General features: G+C 61.6%; 19 protein-coding genes and 2 pseudogenes. 8 read left to right on the forward strand and 13 right to left on the reverse strand.

All coding sequences use genetic code 11. The features are described 5' to 3' along the window. From ACOQOT_RS16010 to ACOQOT_RS16020, 3 genes are all read right to left on the reverse strand, one after another. Positions 1 to 657: a methyltransferase family protein gene (locus ACOQOT_RS16010; protein WP_420560160.1), complete on the reverse strand. Its 657-nt coding sequence runs from the start codon at positions 655 to 657 to the stop codon at positions 1 to 3. Next, complete coding sequence (locus tag ACOQOT_RS16015; protein WP_072602068.1) at positions 647 to 895, reverse strand: DUF2933 domain-containing protein; 249 nt, start codon at positions 893 to 895, stop codon at positions 647 to 649. The genes ACOQOT_RS16010 and ACOQOT_RS16015 overlap by 11 nt, the downstream gene beginning before the upstream one ends. 197 nt (positions 896 to 1,092) lie before the next feature. Then, positions 1,093 to 1,494, reverse strand: a complete 402-nt coding sequence (locus ACOQOT_RS16020; RefSeq protein WP_420560161.1) for a hypothetical protein — start codon at positions 1,492 to 1,494, stop codon at positions 1,093 to 1,095. A 159-nt stretch (positions 1,495 to 1,653) separates the two neighbouring features. Between ACOQOT_RS16020 and ACOQOT_RS16025 the strand changes: the two genes are divergently transcribed. The 4 genes and pseudogenes from ACOQOT_RS16025 to ACOQOT_RS16040 all read left to right on the forward strand — a co-directional run bounded on the left by ACOQOT_RS16025 (position 1,654) and on the right by ACOQOT_RS16040 (position 6,236). Then, the gene (locus ACOQOT_RS16025; RefSeq protein WP_420560162.1) at positions 1,654 to 2,532 is read left to right on the forward strand and encodes a DMT family transporter; all 879 of its coding nucleotides are present in this window, start codon (positions 1,654 to 1,656) and stop codon (positions 2,530 to 2,532) included. A gap of 185 nt (positions 2,533 to 2,717) precedes the next feature. Beyond that, complete coding sequence (locus ACOQOT_RS16030; protein ID WP_072602070.1) at positions 2,718 to 3,773, forward strand: type II glyceraldehyde-3-phosphate dehydrogenase; 1,056 nt, start codon at positions 2,718 to 2,720, stop codon at positions 3,771 to 3,773. Positions 3,774 to 3,846: 73 nt separating this feature from the next. Next, entirely contained in the window at positions 3,847 to 5,124 is a 1,278-nt protein-coding gene (locus ACOQOT_RS16035; protein ID WP_420560163.1) for a hypothetical protein, read from the forward strand. A gap of 44 nt (positions 5,125 to 5,168) precedes the next feature. Beyond that, a pseudogene (locus ACOQOT_RS16040) lies at positions 5,169 to 6,236 on the forward strand (zinc-binding dehydrogenase). A gap of 218 nt (positions 6,237 to 6,454) precedes the next feature. Here the strand turns inward: ACOQOT_RS16040 and ACOQOT_RS16045 are convergent. After that, complete coding sequence (locus ACOQOT_RS16045) at positions 6,455 to 6,841, reverse strand: DUF302 domain-containing protein (RefSeq protein WP_420560164.1); 387 nt, start codon at positions 6,839 to 6,841, stop codon at positions 6,455 to 6,457. 197 nt (positions 6,842 to 7,038) lie between these two features. Here ACOQOT_RS16045 and ACOQOT_RS16050 point away from each other — a divergent pair, with 197 nt between their 5' ends. From ACOQOT_RS16050 to ACOQOT_RS16065, 4 genes and pseudogenes are all read left to right on the forward strand, one after another. Next, positions 7,039 to 7,182, forward strand: a complete 144-nt coding sequence (locus tag ACOQOT_RS16050) for a hypothetical protein (protein ID WP_420560165.1) — start codon at positions 7,039 to 7,041, stop codon at positions 7,180 to 7,182. A 90-nt stretch (positions 7,183 to 7,272) separates the two neighbouring features. Continuing rightward, positions 7,273 to 7,443: pseudogene (locus ACOQOT_RS16055) on the forward strand (sigma factor-like helix-turn-helix DNA-binding protein); the annotation flags it as partial. A 395-nt stretch (positions 7,444 to 7,838) separates the two neighbouring features. Then, positions 7,839 to 8,072: a hypothetical protein gene (locus ACOQOT_RS16060; RefSeq protein WP_420560166.1), complete on the forward strand. Its 234-nt coding sequence runs from the start codon at positions 7,839 to 7,841 to the stop codon at positions 8,070 to 8,072. 267 nt (positions 8,073 to 8,339) lie between these two features. Next, positions 8,340 to 9,623, forward strand: coding sequence for a hypothetical protein (locus tag ACOQOT_RS16065; protein WP_420560167.1), 1,284 nt, complete (start codon positions 8,340 to 8,342; stop codon positions 9,621 to 9,623). Positions 9,624 to 9,641: 18 nt separating this feature from the next. Here the strand turns inward: ACOQOT_RS16065 and ACOQOT_RS16070 are convergent, their stop codons facing one another. The 9 genes from ACOQOT_RS16070 to ACOQOT_RS16110 all read right to left on the reverse strand — a co-directional run bounded on the left by ACOQOT_RS16070 (position 9,642) and on the right by ACOQOT_RS16110 (position 17,872). Then, positions 9,642 to 10,937 (reverse strand): PQQ-dependent sugar dehydrogenase, encoded by a 1,296-nt coding sequence (locus tag ACOQOT_RS16070; protein WP_420560168.1) that lies wholly within the window; start codon positions 10,935 to 10,937, stop codon positions 9,642 to 9,644. Further along, on the reverse strand, positions 10,915 to 11,685 hold the full coding sequence (locus tag ACOQOT_RS16075; RefSeq protein WP_420560169.1) for an SDR family oxidoreductase: 771 nt from the start codon (positions 11,683 to 11,685) through the stop codon (positions 10,915 to 10,917). The genes ACOQOT_RS16070 and ACOQOT_RS16075 overlap by 23 nt, the downstream gene beginning before the upstream one ends. Before the next feature lie 89 nt (positions 11,686 to 11,774). After that, positions 11,775 to 12,584: an enoyl-CoA hydratase/isomerase family protein gene (locus tag ACOQOT_RS16080; RefSeq protein ID WP_420560170.1), complete on the reverse strand. Its 810-nt coding sequence runs from the start codon at positions 12,582 to 12,584 to the stop codon at positions 11,775 to 11,777. Positions 12,585 to 12,708: 124 nt separating this feature from the next. Continuing rightward, complete coding sequence (locus tag ACOQOT_RS16085; protein ID WP_420560171.1) at positions 12,709 to 13,485, reverse strand: SDR family NAD(P)-dependent oxidoreductase; 777 nt, start codon at positions 13,483 to 13,485, stop codon at positions 12,709 to 12,711. Between the two features lie 32 nt (positions 13,486 to 13,517). Beyond that, positions 13,518 to 14,150, reverse strand: a complete 633-nt coding sequence (locus tag ACOQOT_RS16090) for a TetR/AcrR family transcriptional regulator (protein WP_420560172.1) — start codon at positions 14,148 to 14,150, stop codon at positions 13,518 to 13,520. Positions 14,151 to 14,307: 157 nt separating this feature from the next. Continuing rightward, on the reverse strand, positions 14,308 to 14,562 hold the full coding sequence (locus ACOQOT_RS16095) for a hypothetical protein (protein WP_420560173.1): 255 nt from the start codon (positions 14,560 to 14,562) through the stop codon (positions 14,308 to 14,310). Between the two features lie 97 nt (positions 14,563 to 14,659). Next, on the reverse strand, positions 14,660 to 15,835 hold the full coding sequence (locus ACOQOT_RS16100) for an acyl-CoA dehydrogenase family protein (protein WP_420560174.1): 1,176 nt from the start codon (positions 15,833 to 15,835) through the stop codon (positions 14,660 to 14,662). Between the two features lie 28 nt (positions 15,836 to 15,863). Further along, positions 15,864 to 17,063: an acyl-CoA dehydrogenase family protein gene (locus ACOQOT_RS16105; protein WP_420560175.1), complete on the reverse strand. Its 1,200-nt coding sequence runs from the start codon at positions 17,061 to 17,063 to the stop codon at positions 15,864 to 15,866. A 2-nt stretch (positions 17,064 to 17,065) separates the two neighbouring features. Then, the gene (locus ACOQOT_RS16110) at positions 17,066 to 17,872 is read right to left on the reverse strand and encodes an enoyl-CoA hydratase/isomerase family protein (protein ID WP_420560176.1); all 807 of its coding nucleotides are present in this window, start codon (positions 17,870 to 17,872) and stop codon (positions 17,066 to 17,068) included. Positions 17,873 to 17,944: the final 72 nt, after the last annotated feature.

Below are 17,944 nucleotides of genomic sequence, written 5' to 3' on the forward strand. Positions count from 1 at the left end.
TCACCCCCTGCTCGAACGAAGCAGATTGGAGGGGCGCGGCAGGAAAGCAGGAACCGCACTGGCATAGCGGCGGTATTGGTCACCGAAGGCCGCTTCCACTTCGCGCTCTTCCGTCCTTGCGAGCCGCCAATACATGACCAGCAACACTGGCAGCATAAGGCCCGTCACGAGAGTGGGCCACTGCAGGAAAAAACCGATCATGATCAGCGCGAAACCGACATACTGCGGATGCCGCATGCGGGCATAAGGGCCGGTCGTCGCGAGAATTCCCACCTTCTGCGCCTCGTGCAGCACCCGCCAGGCTGCGGCGATCAACATGAAGCCGCCGCCAATGAAGACGTAGCTCAGCAGATGGAACGGGCTGAAATGCGGATTCATCGACCAGCCGAACAGGGCTGGCCAAAGGTGGCCTGCATCGTGCGAGAGCGGATCGAAAGCCGGAACGGTGCTGCCGACCCAGCCTGCCAGCAGGTAGAGTGTCAGCGGGAAACCGTACATCTCGGCGAACAGGGCAACGATGAAGGCCGAAAAGGCCCCGAGCGAGCGCCAGTCGCGCGTCGTGTTCGGCTTGAAGAAGCTGAATGCGAACAGGATGAAGATGCCCGCGTTCAAGGCGGCCAGAAACCACAGGCCATAGGCGGGAACATCACCGTTCATCGCTGCCACCGCCGTGGCCACCGTGGCCTCGATGCATGAAGAAATGCATGCCGCCGCAGACCAGCAGGAACAGAAGCGGCCAGGCTCCCAGAAGGTGAACCCTGTGCTCGAAAACAAGAAAGGCGCCGGCAACGGCGAGAAACACGCAGACCGCGAGACCGGCCGGAGTTTTCAGAAACGGCTGGCGCCGATCTTCGTCTGCCTTTGGCTCGGCGGATGAGTGATCGTGATGGGTCATGACCCTGCGCCCTCGTAACGGGGGCACTTTGAAAACAGCAGCGAAGAAGCCGCGCCGATCATGCCTGCGGCGGCAGTCGATGCCAGAAACTGGCGATATGATGGATGGTTCATGACGAAACTCTCTCGGGAACGTTGCAGGGCCGGACCGGCGGGACCGGTCGGAGCAGCCCGACACGCCGGGAGAGGCGCGCGGGCTCAGCCGTTCGCGGAGAGACTCGGAGGTCGCAAACCGGGCGACGGCGCGCGGCCGGGATGAACTTCGTCGGTAAGGCGTGCTACAACTTCAACGACCATCGCCATGCTCGTGCCTCCCGCCGAGACCGGCGGGACGAAATAGGAACAGACGCTGCCAGTGCAACAGGTTGGACCGTGGGCTTCTTGGGCATCGCCACAATCCGGTTCCGCAGTCACGGCCTGATCAATGGACGCAACATCAAGCGAAAGCGATGTTGCCGACGCGGCATGGTCGCCCATCGAAACATGGGCAAGACCTGGCGTTGAAAAGGCAAGTACCAGCAGCAGCGCCAGCCAATGCTTCAGGCCCCGTGTCAAACGATACGGATCCTTTCTGCACTGCCAAGTAATTGCCTGCGACATGGTATTTCTTGCCTCGTCCACCGGACTTTCTGCGACCCTCCATGTAGGATGGCGTCGCAACGTCCGCTCTGATCTGGATCAATTTGGCAATGATAGCAAGGATTACTCTCGAATGAAACTGCAAGCTCCATTCATCGGGCGAAACTTGGCGCATGAGCAATGACGATCGGCGCCGCCCTCCGCCTTCTGGTGGTCATGGTGCTTTGGGCCGCATGCTTTCCCCTCATCACCATTGGCCTGGACCTTGCGCCGCATCTTGCCTTTGCGGCCCTGCGCGCTGCGTTGGCAGGCGTTTGCCTGATTGCACTCGGAGCCCTCTGCCATCGTCCGGTGCCTGTCGGCGCGCGGCCCTGGTTTCTGATCGTCGTGGTCGGGCTGGGGGCGACAAGCATGGGTTTCTTCGGCATGTTCCATGCGGCCGAGTTCGTTTCGCCGGGACTCGCGACCGTCATCGCGAACGTGCAGCCGATCGTCGCCGCGGTTCTCGCGTATGTTTTCCTGGAGGAACGTCTCAAGGCGACTGGAAGGACCGGGCTGGCGGTCGGCTTGGCCGGCATCGCGGTGGTCGCGTGGCCGGGCCTCGCCGGAGACGACGCCCGAGGCTACTCCCAAGGCATCGCCTATGTCTTGCTTGCCGCCACCGGTGTTTCCATCGGCAATGTCGCCATCAAGCGCCTCACCGGCCAGGCCGACCCGATCATGGCGATGGGTTTCCAGTTGCTCATCGGTGCGGCGCCCTTGGCTCTGCTGTCCATGCTGACGGAAGACATCTCGGTGCTGACGTGGTCGAAGGAATTCGTCCTCGTCCTCGTTTCCCTTGCGGTCCTCGGATCATCGCTCGCGTTCTGGCTCTGGTTCGTGGCGCTGGAGCGAGTCGAGCTCAGTCGGGCGAATGCCTTCACGTTTCTGGTGCCAATCTTCGGGCTCATTATCGGCGCGGCCTTTTTCGGTGAGCGGCTGGAGGCAGTCCAGATTTTCGGTGTCGTCCTGGTGCTGAGCGGCATCTTCCTGGTGCAGCGGAGCGCCGCTTCATCCTGACGGCGCCAACGGAAACGAGGATGGCATTGGACAGGCCATGATAAGGTGGACACCGTTCAAAGAAATTCGCCAAGCCGGGTGGTTCGGGGGCAGTAACTGAGCCGCATTTGTGGAATACTTGGCAGTATTTCGACAGCAGCCAGCGGCACATCACGGACGTGCGCTACCAACGCGAGGAGAAGCCGATGACCCCAGCGAAAAAGATCCGCGTCGCCGTCAACGGCTACGGCGTGATCGGAAAGCGTGTCGCCGACGCCGTTGCCGTGCAGGACGATATGGAGCTGGCCGGGGTTGCGGATATCAGCGCCGACTGGCGGCCACGCATGGCGACGCAGAAGGGTTACCGCCTTTTCGCAGCCACCGGTGACCATGCAGAGGCGATGCGGAACGCCGGTCTCGATGTCGCCGGGAACCTCGATGATCTGCTTGAGGCGAGTGATCTGGTGGTCGACTGCACGCCGAAGCGGATCGCGGCGGTGAACGTCGACATCTATCGACAAAGGGGCATCAAGTTCATCGTCCAGGGTGGCGAGAAGCACGATGTGACCGGACACTCCTTCGTTGCGGAATCCACCTATGCGAGTGCGCTGAACCGGGACAGCACGCGCGTCGTCTCCTGCAACACCACCTCGATCGTGAGAACCCTTACGGCATTGAAGCAGGCAGGCCTGCTGCGTCGCGCGCGCGGGACGCTGCTGCGCCGGGCGACGGACCCTTGGGAAAGTCACCTCGGCGGGATCATGAACACGCTCGTCCCCGAGCCCGAGATTCCCAGCCATCAGGGGCCGGATGCGCAGAGCGTCGACCCCGACCTCGATGTCGTCACGATGGCGGTCAAGGTGCCGGAGACCCTGGCTCATCTGCACTACTGGTCGGTGCAGTTGACCCGGCCGGCTTCCAGGGAAGAGGTGCTCGACGCCTTTGCCGCATCGTCTCGGATTGCCCTGATCCGCATGGATGCCGGGTTGACGGCCCTCAACGCGGTCAAGGAACTCATGGCCGACCTCGGCCGGCCACATGACAACCTCTACGAAGTCGCGCTTTGGTCGGACATGCTGAAGGTCCAGGGGGACGAACTGTTCTACGCCTACATGGTGGACAACCAGGCCATCGTCATTCCAGAGACGATCGACGCGATCCGGGCACTGTGCGGAGTGATCGCGAGCGCCGAAGACTCCATCGCAAGGACGGATGCGGCACTCGGGATCGGCCTGCTGACCGAAACACTGAGGCAACGATGATTCCAAGACTTTTCGATGCCCGCATCGGGCCTGACGCGCGTCCGGCCTCGGGACAGCCAGGGCTTTGGGGGCGATGAGCGATCCAGGCCCCACGTCCACGGGCCCAGTTCAGACCCTCTCGGAGCGGCTGAACCAGAATTGCTTCTGCATCACCCTCGACCGTCGGTCGCTCTGCGAGGCGCTTGAGCGCGAGGCTGGCGACCCGGAGTTCTGCGAGACCTTCATCCTACCCAAGGCGCATTTGTTCTCGAATGTGCCAGTGTTCCTCGCGGCCAGCCAGGTGGCCGAGATGCAGGAGGTGGTCGCAGCGATCGAGGCGACCGCGCGGCTCGCCGCATACAAGGCCGCCGTCCTCTCTTGGGCGCCGGAAATCTCGCAAGAGGATCATGGCCCTGTTGGCGCGTTGATGGGTTACGATTTCCATCTAGGCGAAGACGGGCCCCGGCTCATCGAGATCAATACCAACGCCGGCGGGGCATTCCTCAACGCCCTTCTTGCAAGGGCGCAGCGCGCTTGCTGTGCCGAAATGGACATGCCCTTGAAGCCGCACGCCTTCGAGGATGTGGCATTTCGCATGTTCCAGGACGAATGGAAGCGCCAGCGGGGAAGCGGTTCCGCAGGCCGAATTGCCATCGTCGACGACAGGCCGGAGGAACAGTATCTCTATCCCGAGTTCGTCCTTGTGCGGCAGGCGATGGCCGCACGCGGCGTCGATGCCGTTATCGCGGACGCCAGCCATCTTCGCCATGAAGCCGGTCGGCTCAGCGTCGAGGGGAAGCCGATCGACCTCGTCTACAACAGGGTCACCGACTTCGCGTTCGATCAGCCGGAACACAGGGCGCTAAGAGATGCCTACCGGGAGGGCGCGGTGGTCGTGACGCCAAATCCGCACAACCACGCCCTTCTCGCCGACAAGCGCGCCCTTTCGCTGCTCTCGGATCCGGCAACGCTGCGGGCCTGGGGGTTGGCCCCAACACTTCTTGCGTGGCTCGAAGCCGTCCCGCGCACCGTCCTTGTCACTCCCGAAAATGCCGATGAATTGTGGAGATCGCGCAAGAGCCTGTTCTTCAAGCCGACAGGCGGACATGGCGGCAAGGCGGTGTACCGCGGCGACAAGGTGACGAAAGGCGTCTGGTCGGACATCGCGCATGGCGGCTACGTCGCCCAGACCCTGGTCAAGCCGAGCGAGCGCATGATCCGGATCGACGACGCAATCGAGGCGCGCAAGATGGACGTGCGGCTCTATACATATGACGCGCAGGTGCTTCTGGTGGCCGTCCGCCTCTATCAGGGCCAGACTACCAATTTCAGGACGCCGGGGGGCGGCTTTGCCCCGGTCTTTGTGATCTGATTGCCAAGGCATGACCGGCGGCCCCAAACAAGTGGAGGCTAACGATGACCCGGAAGATGAAGATGACCATTTTCGTGGAGCCCGGCCGCATCGCGCTGGATGAAAAGCCGATCCCCGATGTCGGCCCGCTCGAAACGCTCGTGCGCGTCACCACCACCACCACGATCTGTGGCACGGACGTGCACATCATGAAGGGGGAGTATCCGGTCGCGAAGGGGCTGACGATCAGTCATGAAGCGGTCGGCGTGATCGAGAAGCTCGGCTCTGCGGTCGTCGGATGCACGGAGGGGCAGCGCGTCATTGCTGGAACGATCACTCCGAGCGGCTGGAGCAGCGCCTGCCTCTGCGGCTACTGCTCGCAGGATGGTGCCGGCACGAAACACGGCTGGAAGCCGATGGGGGGTTGGAAATTCGGCAACACCATTGACGGCTGCCAAGCGGAGTACGTTCTCGTACCAGACGCGATGGCCAACCTTGCGCCCGTGCCGGACGGGCTCACCGACGAGCAGGTGCTGATGTGCCCGGACATCATGTCGACTGGCTTCAGTGGCGCGGAGCGCGGCAGGGTCCGCATCGGCGACGCGGTCGCGGTCTTTGCCCAGGGCCCGATCGGTCTTTGCGCGACAGTCGGCGCACGGGAGCGGCGCGACGACATCATCGCCGTGGACCGGGTGGCTGAGCGGCTATCTCGCGGAGGCTCGGGGCGAACCACGTCATCGACTTCTCGAAGGTCGATCCCGTGGACGAGAGCATGCGCATCACCGATGGCCGGGGCGTCGATGTGACCATTGAGGCGCTGGGCACTCAGGCGACGTTTGAAGCCGCGCTTCGTGTCCTGCGGCCAGAGGGATCTTTGTCGAGTCTTGGCGTCTATTCAAGCGACCTCGAGATACCGCTCGGTGCGTTCGCTGCCGGACTCGGTGACCACACCATCGTGACACTGCCCGGGCGGCAAGGAGCGCATGCGGCGACTGATGGAAGTCATCCGGTCCGAGCGTGTTGACCTGACACCGCTGGTGACGCACCGCTACAAGCTGGACGACATCGAGGCGGCCTGCGACCTCTTTTCTCACCAGCGTGACGGCGTCCTGAAGGTCGCAATCACGCCGTAGTCGCACATAAAGCCAGACGTCGAACGCGTTCCGCGGTGACGCGAGCAACGGATTACCGGTCGGGTGACTTGGCCGCATTCCCCGAGACGGGTAGAGTCCTGCCACACACTCAAGCATCGTGACGTACCGAACTCGTGGCTTCGACGCACAGCATGGCGTGCGCCACCAGCATCCCGAGGACCGCAAGACCCGCGTGAAACCCTGCGCGCAAATTCATCTCAGATCGCCGCGACGGCCTTCGCCAGAAGGTCGCGAACCTCACCCGCGACCGCGGTCAGTTCAGGGTTCTCGATCGCTTGCATAGACGCCACCGGGTCGATCGCGCTGACCTCGACGCCGCCCTCGACCTCGCGCAGGATGACGTTGCAGGGCAGCATCGCACCCACCCGAGGCTCGATCCCGATGGCCCGATGCGCCATTTTCGGGTTGCAGGCGCCGAGGATGCGATAGGGCGGCATCTCGACGTCAAGCTTCGTCTTCATCGTCGCCTTGACGTCGATCTCGGTCAGCACGCCGAAGCCGCGGTCTGCAAGCGCTTTTCGGGTCCGCGCGTCGAGGTCGTCGATATTCGTGTCGGAGATCATGCGATTGATCGTGTAGCTCATGTAAGCGTTCTCCTGGTTATGTGAATGGCGACACCGGGTAGGCCGCCGCAGGGCGGGCGAGCCGGATTCGGCGTTCGCGGCGAGCATCCGGGGCGACCCGCTCCAGCCACCTTCTGCAACATAGCACCTGAAAGCAGGATCGCGGGATTGATGTAGATCAGGGCGCGGAGGTTACTCACCCTCCATATGAGTACGTAATGGCAATTATCGCCAACCAAAAGGATGAGACGGATGAAAACCAGAAGCTTTGCGGTGGCCACAAGCCTCATCGCAGCAACAATCGCAACAGCGCATCCCGCGATTGCGCAGGTCGGAGACTGTTGATTGCCGCTGAGATCTGACCCGGTATTGGGGGATTTTTCCACTGAGATTTGACCCATGTTTGAACGCTATCCTGCTCGTTTTGGGCAGGAGATTGAGGAGTGTTGGACATGGCGTTTTTGAGCGTTATCCGGCGCTGGCATTTCCGGGATGGTTTTTCGATCCGGGAGATAGCACGGCGCACGGGTCTGTCCCGGAATACCATTCGCAAATATCTTCGGTCCGATACGGTTGAGCCGAAGTTCAAAGTGCCCGAGCGGCCGAGCAAGATCGATCCTTTTACGTAGAAGGCACGCAGCGTCATCGACACGCGGCCTTCTTCCCTCAGTTCTTCATAAACCCGCTTAACTGTTTGGCCAGAATCGAGACGTTTCCCGATTTCATCACGAAGCGCATTTGCCTCGACCTTGGCCTGCCCCCATTGCATAGACACCCTTGACAACTCCTACAGATTGGTAACTCTCTGTATCTGTTGTCAAAGTTCGGCCGACTCTTTTTGAACAGGGTAGTGTCGGCTCCACCATTTCCCCGTCCCGCTACGTGCCGGACGGAACCCCTGCAGAAAGTGCCGGAAATCACGTTTTCTCGAGCCGTCCGCCTTATAGAGAAATGATCATTTTTCTTTAAGATTTGCCGGGGACTCTGAAGCCCGTTTCATCAACGACGGACGGACTTCATGAAAACTGCAGCCATTATCATCAGCATTTTCCTGCCGGGCGCCGGCTCCCTGCTCATGGGGAAAATCGTTGCGGGCTTAATCCAGCTTGCCCTCGCCTTCACCGCTCTCCTTCTAAACTTGACCGGTATCGGCATTCTTATCGGCGGGCCCATAGGCTTCGTTGCCTGGGTTTGGGGTCTGGTGACGGTGGCCCGTGCCGAGCCGAAAGCCCCTGCCGGCAGCGCCGCTTAAGACATGCCGGCTACAAAATGACGCAACGTCCCCGGTTCCCCGCCACCGTAACCCTCGAAAAGAAGGAGAAAACGGCGCGGGAACCGGGGACCGTCCATCAGCGTTCGTAAAAAAAGGGAGCGAAAAAAGTAAACGGGGCCTTTTTCAATTCAGAGAATCTTTACCCCGGACCCGCATAGTAAAGCCTGCGTTAAGATTAAGGGCACCGCACTTTTCCAGCAGGAGAGGCGCGGCGCCATACCCTATGTTTCCGAGGCGTTCACACGGATGACCGACAAGCCCCTCGCGGATGCGCTGAAAGACCGTCTATCAGCCGCCGCGAAGAAAGTGACAGGCAGCAAACCCGAAGGGCCGGCGCTCAGCGCCGATAGCCGGCTTGCGCGCCTTGTCAGCCAGATCGCGCCCGGCCAAAGAGGCCCGCGCTCCTGGCAGGCCGGCAATATTCAGGTGCTCGGCCTTGAATCCCTGCGCCGCCAACTCGGCCCGACCTGGGATAAATTCGCCTCCACGATCCATCTGGCGATCGAGAACATTCTCTCCCAGCAGCTCGGCGCCAAAGACGTCTATGCCCGCCTCGGCGACGAGCGCTACATCGTGATTTTCGAATCCAACGACCCGCACCACGCCGCCAAGGTCATGGCCGAAGTGACGGACCATCTGACCACCAATCTCCTGGGGGAAGGCGGCACGGAAATGCTGCAGGTCGAGACGGTGCTCGGCCAGGTCAATGCCAGCGCCGATGGCGACATTCAGTTTTCCGAACACAAGGAAGAGAAAGACCCTGATGCCGGGCTCATTCTGCCCGATATCGGCCCGTCCAATTACGAAAGCGTCTATGCGCCGATCTGGAATGCGCGCCATCAGGTGCTCAGCGGCTATGCCTATATCCCTTATGAAAAACGGCAGAATGGGCGCGAGCGTTTCGAGCATGATGTGCTGCCTTTCGACCGCACGAGTGCCGACACGCTGGCGCTCGATCTCGAGCATCTCACCCAAGCCATCGAGACGATGAGCGAGCTTTACGCGAACAAGTTCGCGCTGCAGCTGATCACGCAGGTGCATTATGACAGCCTGGAAACGGCCGCAGCCCGTGAAAAGATCATGGCCGTCTGCCGCAAGATTCCCAGTCACTTGCGCAAATTCATGATGCTGCAGCTGGTCGGCCTGCCCGAGCACACGCCGATGACGACCTTTATGCAGCGCGTTTCGCCGCTCAAACCCTTCTTCGCGTTTCTTGTCGTTCGCGCGCCGTCTTTCTCATCGAATATCCGGTATTTCAGGGATCTCAGTGTTTCGGCGGTTTCCTACCGGGTGCCGGAAAACGCCGATCAGGAGAAGATTCTCTCGCGCGTCGAACAATTAGTGAAAGAGGCGGAAGGCGCGCGCATTCTTCTGTCGATCGAATATGTGCCGACCATCGAGTTTGCCAAAAAGCTGAAAGAGCTCGGTGTTTGGTTCATCACCGGTAAGGCGATCGGGGAAGTGCAGGATTTCCCGCGCAATATGCGCCGCTGCACACTGGACGAATTGGCCGCCGACCGGTTCATATAAGTCAGTTGTCAGGCGCGCTCAACGCGCCTCATACGTCACCCGCCAGATCGCCCCGCCCGCATCATCTGCAATAAGCAGTGCCCCGTCCTTTGTCTCGGTAAGCCCGACGGGCCGGCCGATCACTTCTGCCTGCTGCTCGCCCTGCCGCCAGAACCCCGCCGCGAATGTCAGATAATGGCCTTCCGGCTTGCCGTCCTTGAACGGCGCGAAAACCACTTTGTATCCCGTGGGCCGCTCCCGGTTCCAAGAGCCGCGCAAAGAAATGAAGGCGCCCTGACGGTAACGCTCCGGGAACTGCGCACCCTGATAAAAGAGCAATCCCGTCGGCGCGGAATGCGCGGCAATGAGAAGATCTGGCGCGCGGGTGCGTTTGACAAGATCAGGGCGGATCTGCCCGAATTCAGGATCAGGATTGGGCCCGAGATAGGCATAGGGCCAGCCGTAAAAGGCCCGCGCGCGCACTTCCGTCAGATAATCGGGCACCAGCTCGTCGCCATACCCGTCGCGCTCATTGACGGCGGCAAAGAGTTTATCCGTCTGCGGATGAAAAGCGATGGCGGAAGCATTGCGCAAACCGGCGGCAAACGTTTCCTGCCGGTTGAAAGCGCCGGGGTCGAAACGCTGGATCGTGGCGCGCGGAGCTTCTTCCTCTTCGATATTGCCTTCGCTGCCCACCGCGACATAAAGCGCCCCGTCCGGGCCGAAAGCAATATCCCGCGTCCAATGCCCGCCGCCCTGGCCGAGCGCGCCGGCACGGGTAACGGGCCGGCGGGCCTGATTTTCCTCAAGTCCCTTGGCATAACCAAGCTGCCAGACGGCTCTTAGGTCTGCGACGAAAAGCTGCCCGTCACGGAAGGCAAGCCCCGAGGGCCGCTCGAACGCATCGGCATAAACACTGCGCGTCTCCGCCTTGCCGTCCCCGTCCTTGTCCTCAAGGCGCAGCACTTCACCGAGATGCGGTTCGGTAACGAAGACCGCCCCGTCCGGCGCCAATGCCATGAAACGGGGATGATTGAGCCCCTCGGCATAAAGCGCAGCCTTGAAACCTTCGGGCACCCGCAGCATCGCGCCCGCCGGGCGGTCGATGACGACGGGACGGTTGGAGGCGGAAGGCGTTGCGTAAGGTTCGGGCAAATCCTCGAAACGGATTTCATGGCGCGTGCCCACCGGCTCCCCCGGCCCCTGCATGAGCGGCAGGCTATCATCCTGTGCCTGCACGGGCGCTGCCAGGGAAAGGAGAAGCGCGCCCGCCGCCAAACCTGCGGTCAGTACCGCACGCGCGCCTCTGCCGTCACATGGCGCTGATGCCGCCATCGATCTTGATCTCCGCGCCGGTAATGAATTTCGACTCGTCGCTTGCGAGGAAAAGAACTGCATAGGCCACATCATCCGGTTCGCCCACCACCCCAAGCGGAACTTGCTTTGCGAGTTTGCGTTTCAATTCGTCCTTGCTCATCGCCCCCGCCATGCCGTCGAGAATGGGCGTGTCGATAAAGGTAGGATGAACGGAGTTGGAGCGAATTTTGTACCCGCGCTTGGCACAGTGTAGGGCGACGGATTTGGAAAGCAACCAGACCGCTGCCTTGGCCGCATTATACGCGGCCATATTGTGCCCGGCGATCAGCCCGGCAATCGAGGAGACGTTGATGATGGAGCCCGGTGCATGGGGCACCATGTGGCGGATCGCGTATTTGCAGCCGAGAAAGACGGAATCGCTATCGACTTCCTGCACTTTTTTCCAAGTGGCGAAATCTGTGTCTTCCACCGTCGTGCCGCCGCCGATCCCGGCATTGTTAACGAGCACATTGAGCCCGCCCATGGCCGAAACCGCTTCATCGAGCGCGCTTTGCCACTGGCTCTCGCTCGTCACATCGAGCGCCGCGGCAAAGCCTTTGCCGGGATAGGCAGCGTTGATTTCCTCGGCGACTTTCTTGGCGCCCGCCTCGTTGATGTCGGCAACGGTCACCTTCGCGCCTTCTTTCGCCATCAAAAGCGCGCTCGCCCGGCCGAGACCCTGCGCGCCGCCCGTCACGAACGCCATTTTGCCTTCAACCCGTCCCATGAATGTCTCCTGTCTTATCGTTATTGAATGTGAGTGATGAATATGAGGAAGCGAGGCGCGCCTGCTCCGGCGCAGGCCTGCCGGATAGATCAGTTTCCTTTGAAGCTTGCCGGACGCTTTTCCAGAAAGGCCTTGATCGCCTCGCGCTGATCTTCGCTGCCAGCGGCAAGGGCGAACTGATCGCGGTCCATGAACGTCACGGCCTGATTGAGCGCTTTTGCGGCCATATCGATGGACTGTTTGGACATGCGCACCCCAAGCGGCGGCAGCGCGCCGATGCGCCGGGCCAGATCGAGCGCTGCCTCGCAGGCTTTCCCGTCCGCGCTTACCTCATCGACAAGGCCCCATGCCTCGGCTTTACCGGCGGAAAGCTTCTCGCCCAGGATCGTGAAGAGCTTGGCCTTGGAAGGGCCCATCAGATTGACGAGGCGCGGATTGGAGTGCCAGCTCATATTCATGCCGAGCGGCACCTCGGGCAGGCGCAAATGCGCGCTCTTGCCGGCAATGCGGTGATCGCAGGCCGCCGCCAGCGCCACGCCGCCGCCAATGCAGAATTGTTCGATGGCCGCGACCGTGACCTGTTCGAGCGATTCCCAGGCCGCGCACATATCGGGGCCGACTTTCAGTGCCTGGCGCTGCTCGATGAGGCTTAGGTCGCGCCGCGCCGCCGCTTCCGGATCTTTCAGGTCCGCCCCGGCGGAAAAGGCGCCTCCGCCCCCCGTCAGCACGATGGCCGAGCTTGCCGTGTCTTCGCTCAGATGCCGGGCAAGCGCAGTCAGCTCGCGCATCGCGGCGATGGAAAGCGCGTTCATCCCGTCGCCGCGGGAAAACTCGACCAGCACCACCCGCCCTTCCCGGGCAATCGTGGTGAAATCTCCGAAACGTTCGGCTTCTTGCATGGCTCCTCCCTCTGGCGGTTGTCCCGCCTTATCCGGCAAGAGACCCTAGCGGAGAGAGGAAGCGGGCACCAGTCAAAGAGGCCGCAACGTTATTCTGTGCCGCTGGCTTTGCGGCAGACCAGCCTTACGCCTGCAGGAAATTGACGAGGCCGAGCTTGATCCGGGCGGGCGTAAACGCCATGGAGGCCGCCTGGAGGCGGTTCATGAGCCCCGTCACCACGACGGGCTGTTTGCGCTTGAAGGCCTTATAGGCGATCCGCGCCACGCGTTTGGAGGACATGAGCGGGCTCAAGGTCACAAGCCTCGCCCCGGTCAGCCGAGCGGCATCCTGAAAGCCCGTCGCGGTCGGCCCGGGGCAGACCGCTGTCACACTGACGCCCTTGTCTTTCAGCTCATATTGCAGCGCCCGTGAGAAAGAGAGCACATAGGCTTTACTGGCATAATAGACCGCCATGCGCGGGCCCGGCAGGAAGGCCGCCGTCGAGGCGATATTCATCACCCCGCCCTTTCCCCGCTCGATCATGCCGGGCACCAGCGCCCGGGTGAGCGCGGTCAGCGCATAGATGTTGAGATCGATCATGCCAAGCTGATAATCCGCCTCGAGCTCGGCAAAGGCGCCCTTTGCCCCATAGCCCGCATTATTGACCAGCACTTCCGCGTGCAGGTCCTTTTCGGCAAGTGCCGCAGTGACGCGGGCAGCCGCATCGCGCGCGGCCAGATCGAGGGGGAGCACATTGACGCTCACCTTGTGCTTCTTGCGCAAGCTCTCGGCAATCGCTTCGAGCTTTTCCGCCGAGCGGGCAACAAGCACAAGGTCCTTGCCGTCCTTGGCAAAATGCCCGGCAAGGTCTTCGCCAATGCCGCCGGACGCGCCAGTAATCAGGGTAACGGGTGAGGTCATGGGATAGCTCCTGGGATCGCCCGTGCGGGCATTTAAGTGTCGGAAACCGATAGGGCCCGCCAGAGCGCGGCGCGCATTTCATCGAGATGCGCAGGCTCCAGCGGCCGGCCTTCGGCAAACTTCAAAAGACCGGCAAGCGGTCCCCAAAAAAGGGCGGCAAAGACCGCAGGATCGAGCGGCCTCAGCACCCCTTGCCCCGTCCCCCAGACGACGAAGTCTTCAATGGCGCGTTTATATGGTTCTTCATAAGCAAGGCTGGCCGCATCGAGATAAGGCGCATGGAAATGCAGGTCGATGAAGCGGGCCTCGCGCGGAAAGCCCTGCAGCCAGTCCACGGCGCGGGCCCAGTAAAGCTCGAAGGCCTGCTTGACGCCCGTCCCCTCCGGCAAGGGCGCGAGCACAAGCGCATTGAACTCCCCTTTCCAGTGCTGGAAGAGCGCGTTTACCAGCGCTTCTTTGTTGGCGAAATACCGGTAGAGCGTGCCTACCCCCACCCCTGCCATGCGGGCAATGTCGGGCACGGCGGTCGCCTCATAGCCCTGCTCCTCGAAAAGATCGAGCGCGGCGGCAAGGAGCCGCGCCTCGGCCTCTGCCGCTTTCGGCCGGCCTTTACCCGCGCGCGGCGCGGGCGAGATGGCAGAAGAAGATGAGGCAGCTTGCGGCACGGGTTTTCTCGATATTTTCGGAATGAATGTTCATTCCGAAAGTAAACAACCAGCCCCTCCTTGTCAAGCGCCGGCCTCCTATTCCCTTCCCCTATGCCGGCGCCAAAAGAAAAGGCGGCCCAAAGACCGCCTCATCCTCCAGCCTCAAGAGCCGGTCTTATTTTTCGACACAAACGCTGTTTTCGCATTTGTAGTCGCCGCAATCATCGTTGGACATGCAGGGCGCGCCGATCCATTCGGAAAGCTGAATGCCCTTATCTTCGCTATCCGGCGCCGGCGTGCTCGGCGCGGAAATGGCAAGATTGGGGGCCAGCGCGGCCAGCACCATGGAAGGCGTACCCTCGGAGGCGGCAAAAGCGGGCCCTGCGGCCATGAGCGCGGCAAAGGCCGCGGCGGAAACGAGTTTCTTCATCACATCAATCCTTTCCTGAAAGGGGAAAGCCCCGGACGGGAAAAGGATCGGGCAGTAAGCGCCTTGAGGTAAACTAGCACAGATGTAGGGGGTGCCCTTAAAGCATGGCCGTGTCCGTATCGAGCCCCATGAAAAGGCGCCCGGTCAGCTCCAGCGTCGGCCCGGCCACCATCATGTGCTGGGTGGCGACATGCACATCGCGGAAAATCCGCTGCAGGGGCGAGTTGCGGTAGACGGAACTGCCGCCCGCCAGCGTGTACATAAGATCGATGGCCTTGGCCGAGGATTTCACCGCATGGGTGGTGGCAAGGCGCAGATCGCGCCGGTGGGGAATGGAGATCACCCCTTCGGCCTGCGCCGCCTCCCAGGCCGCGCCGGTTGCTTCTTCCAGGAAGGCGCGGGCAGAGCGCAAAAGCGCTTCGGCCTCAGCCACATCCACATGTGCCATGGGCTTCATGGCAAGCGGCTTGAAACTGCCTTGCGGGGTTTTTTCCACGGCAAGGCCCACAAGCTCGTCGATCGCCGTGCGCGCCATGCCGAGCGTCACCGCCGCAATGCCCATGCCGAGAAAACCGAAAGTCGGGAACGCGTAAAGCGGGCGCTCCAAAGGCTTGTCGTGAATGAGATCGACGGAATGAGCTTCGGGCACGATAACGTCCTGCGCCGCGTAATCGGTCGAGCCCGTGCCTTGCAGGCCCGAGACATACCAGGTGTCGAGGATGTCCACCTCGCCCGCCTTCATGATCATCATGCGGTTATTGGGCTTGCCGTTGCTCAGCACTTCCGGCTTGCCGCTATCGTCCATGACGAAGGCCCCGCCCATGATCCAGTCGGCATTGCGCGAACCCGAGCCCCATTGCCATTGGCCATTGACCTTGAAGCCCTCTTTCACCCGCACGGCCTTGCCCTTGGGCGCAAAAACGCCGGAGGTGATGGCTTTAGGATCGCCGAAAATCTGCTGCGCGGCCTCTTTCGGCAAAAAGGCGCTGACCATGCCGGAGGTCGCGCCGATAAAAAGACACCAGGCCGCCGACCCATCGGCGCGGGCCAGCCGCTCCACTGTTTCGATGAAGGTCCAGGGCGGCGTTTCAAGCCCGCCATAGGCTTCAGGGATGCACATGCGGTAAAGGCCGTTTGCGGCAAACTGCTCTGCAATGTCTTGCGGCAATTGCCGGGCCGCTTCGATCTCGTCGGCCCGCGCGGCGATGTCGCCTGCCAAAGCATCGGCAAGGGCCAGCGGATCGGTTTCCTCAGAACGGTCGAGCATGCTCATGGCGGTCTCCCCTAATCGCGCCGCGCCTTCACGCGCCAAGTTTCAGCCGGTTGGCGATATTGTTTTTCTGCATGTTGGACGAGCCGCCCACGATGGGCAGGCTCTTGGCATCGCGCAGATAGCGCTCGAGATCCATATCGTCCGATAGCCCATACGCGCCGACGACGCGGATGGCCTGCTCCGTCACCTCCGCCGCGCCCTCGCAGCAGAAAAGTTTCGCCATCGAGGTTTCCACGGAGCAGGGCCGGTTGTTATTCGCCAGCCAGGCAGCATGATAAAGCATGTGGCGCATCGCCTGCACCTTCGTGCGTGCTTCCGCGAGCGTATGACGGATCGCCTGATGATGGGCGATGGGCTTGCCGAATTGCACGCGCTCTTCCGCATAGGTCCAGGCATCGGCGAGGGCCGCTTCGCCAAGGCCGAGCGCGCAGGCGGAAAGCTCGAGCTTTTCCACTTCGAGCGCGCGGCCTGCAAGCTGGCCCCAACCTTTATTCCATTTTTCCGGCCCGCCCAGAATATTGGCGGCAGGCACGCGCACATTCTCCAAGATCACATCCTTGGTTTCCACACCGCGAATGCCGAGATGGCCGAGCGGGGTAATGGTTAGGCCGGCTGTATCCGTGGGCACCAGCACGATGGAAAGGTTCTTGTATTTTTCCTCGCGCGGACCGGTGCGGGCGAGGCAGAAAATATAATCGGCAATATGCGCGCCCGTGCACCAGCGCTTGGCGCCGTTCAGCACCACCTCATCGCCCTCGCGCACCGCCGTCGTTTCCACCGTCGCCAGATCGCCGCCCACATTGGGCTCGGAAAGGCCGTAGGCGAACATCAGCTTACCGGCGGCAACTTTCGGCAGCAGGGTCTGCTTTTGCTCCTCACTCGCCGATTCGCCGAGATTCATGCCCGCATAACAAACGGCCATGATGTAAGGACAGGCCAGCGCCACGGAGCGTTTGGCGATTTCCTCGATCACCGCCATGGTGGCGTAGATATCCACCCCAGCGCCGCCATAGCGCTCTTCCGTCGTAAGACCCATCATGCCGAGCGCGGCAAACTTGTCGAACACCTCGCGCGGAAAGATATTCCCCCGGTCCCATTCGCGCGCTTTGGCACGCGGCATATGCTCTGTAACGAAGCGGCGCGTTTGATCGCGCAGCATGCGCACGTGTTCCGGCTCGTCGAAATTCATCGCATCGCTCATCATGCCGCTCCCGCTTTCCATATCCATGCTCAATGCCCCGTGAATTTCGGCGCGCGTTTTTCGAGGAAAGCGCGCACGGCTTCACGGTGATCATCCGTCGCAAAGGTATTCATCTCATAAGCGATGGATGTATCGAGGATGGAATGGGCAAGCTGCTTGAGCCCGATATTGACGGAGACTTTCGTATATTTGATCGCCTGAATGGCGCCCTTCGCAAGGCGCTTGGCAAAGGACAGCGCCGCTTCATCGAGCGCCTCATCCGCCACGACGTGATTGATCAGGCCGATCCGCTCCGCCTCGGCGGCGGGCACCGGATCGCCCGTCATCAGATATTCCTTTGCTTTGGCATAACCGCAAAGCTGCGGCCAGATGATCGCGCCGCCGTCACCAGCCACGATGCCGACACGCACATGAGGATCGGCGAATTTCGCGTTCTCGCTCGCATAGATCACATCGCACATCAGCGCGATGGTGGCCCCGAGGCCAACCGCCGGACCGCGCACCGAGGCGATGAGCGGCTTTTCAAGATCGAGCAGCGAAAAGATGATGCGTTTGGCTTCCATGGGATCGGGGCCGCGCCCGCCCGTCTCATAGGTGTGTTTCATCCAGTTGAGATCGCCGCCCGCGCAAAAGGCCGGGCCTTCTCCGGTCAGCAACACCACATCCGAGCGCGGATCATCCGCCGCATCGAGAAAGATCGTGGACAGCTCGCGGTGCAAAAGCTCATCCACCGCATTCATGAGCTTCGGATTGGATAGCGACAGCACCAGGATGCGTCCCTCGTGATGCGCTTTGATGCGTTCATAGCGGCTGAAATCCGGCGCCTCGTGAGCCATGCCCTCTCCTCCCTTGGGCCGGTCTGTTGCCGGCCTGATTTTTAGTTAGTGTCACGAACTAGTTTCATCTTG

This window comes from Tepidicaulis sp. (assembly GCF_965222285.1).
Classification (GTDB): Bacteria; Pseudomonadota; Alphaproteobacteria; order Parvibaculales; family Parvibaculaceae; genus Tepidicaulis.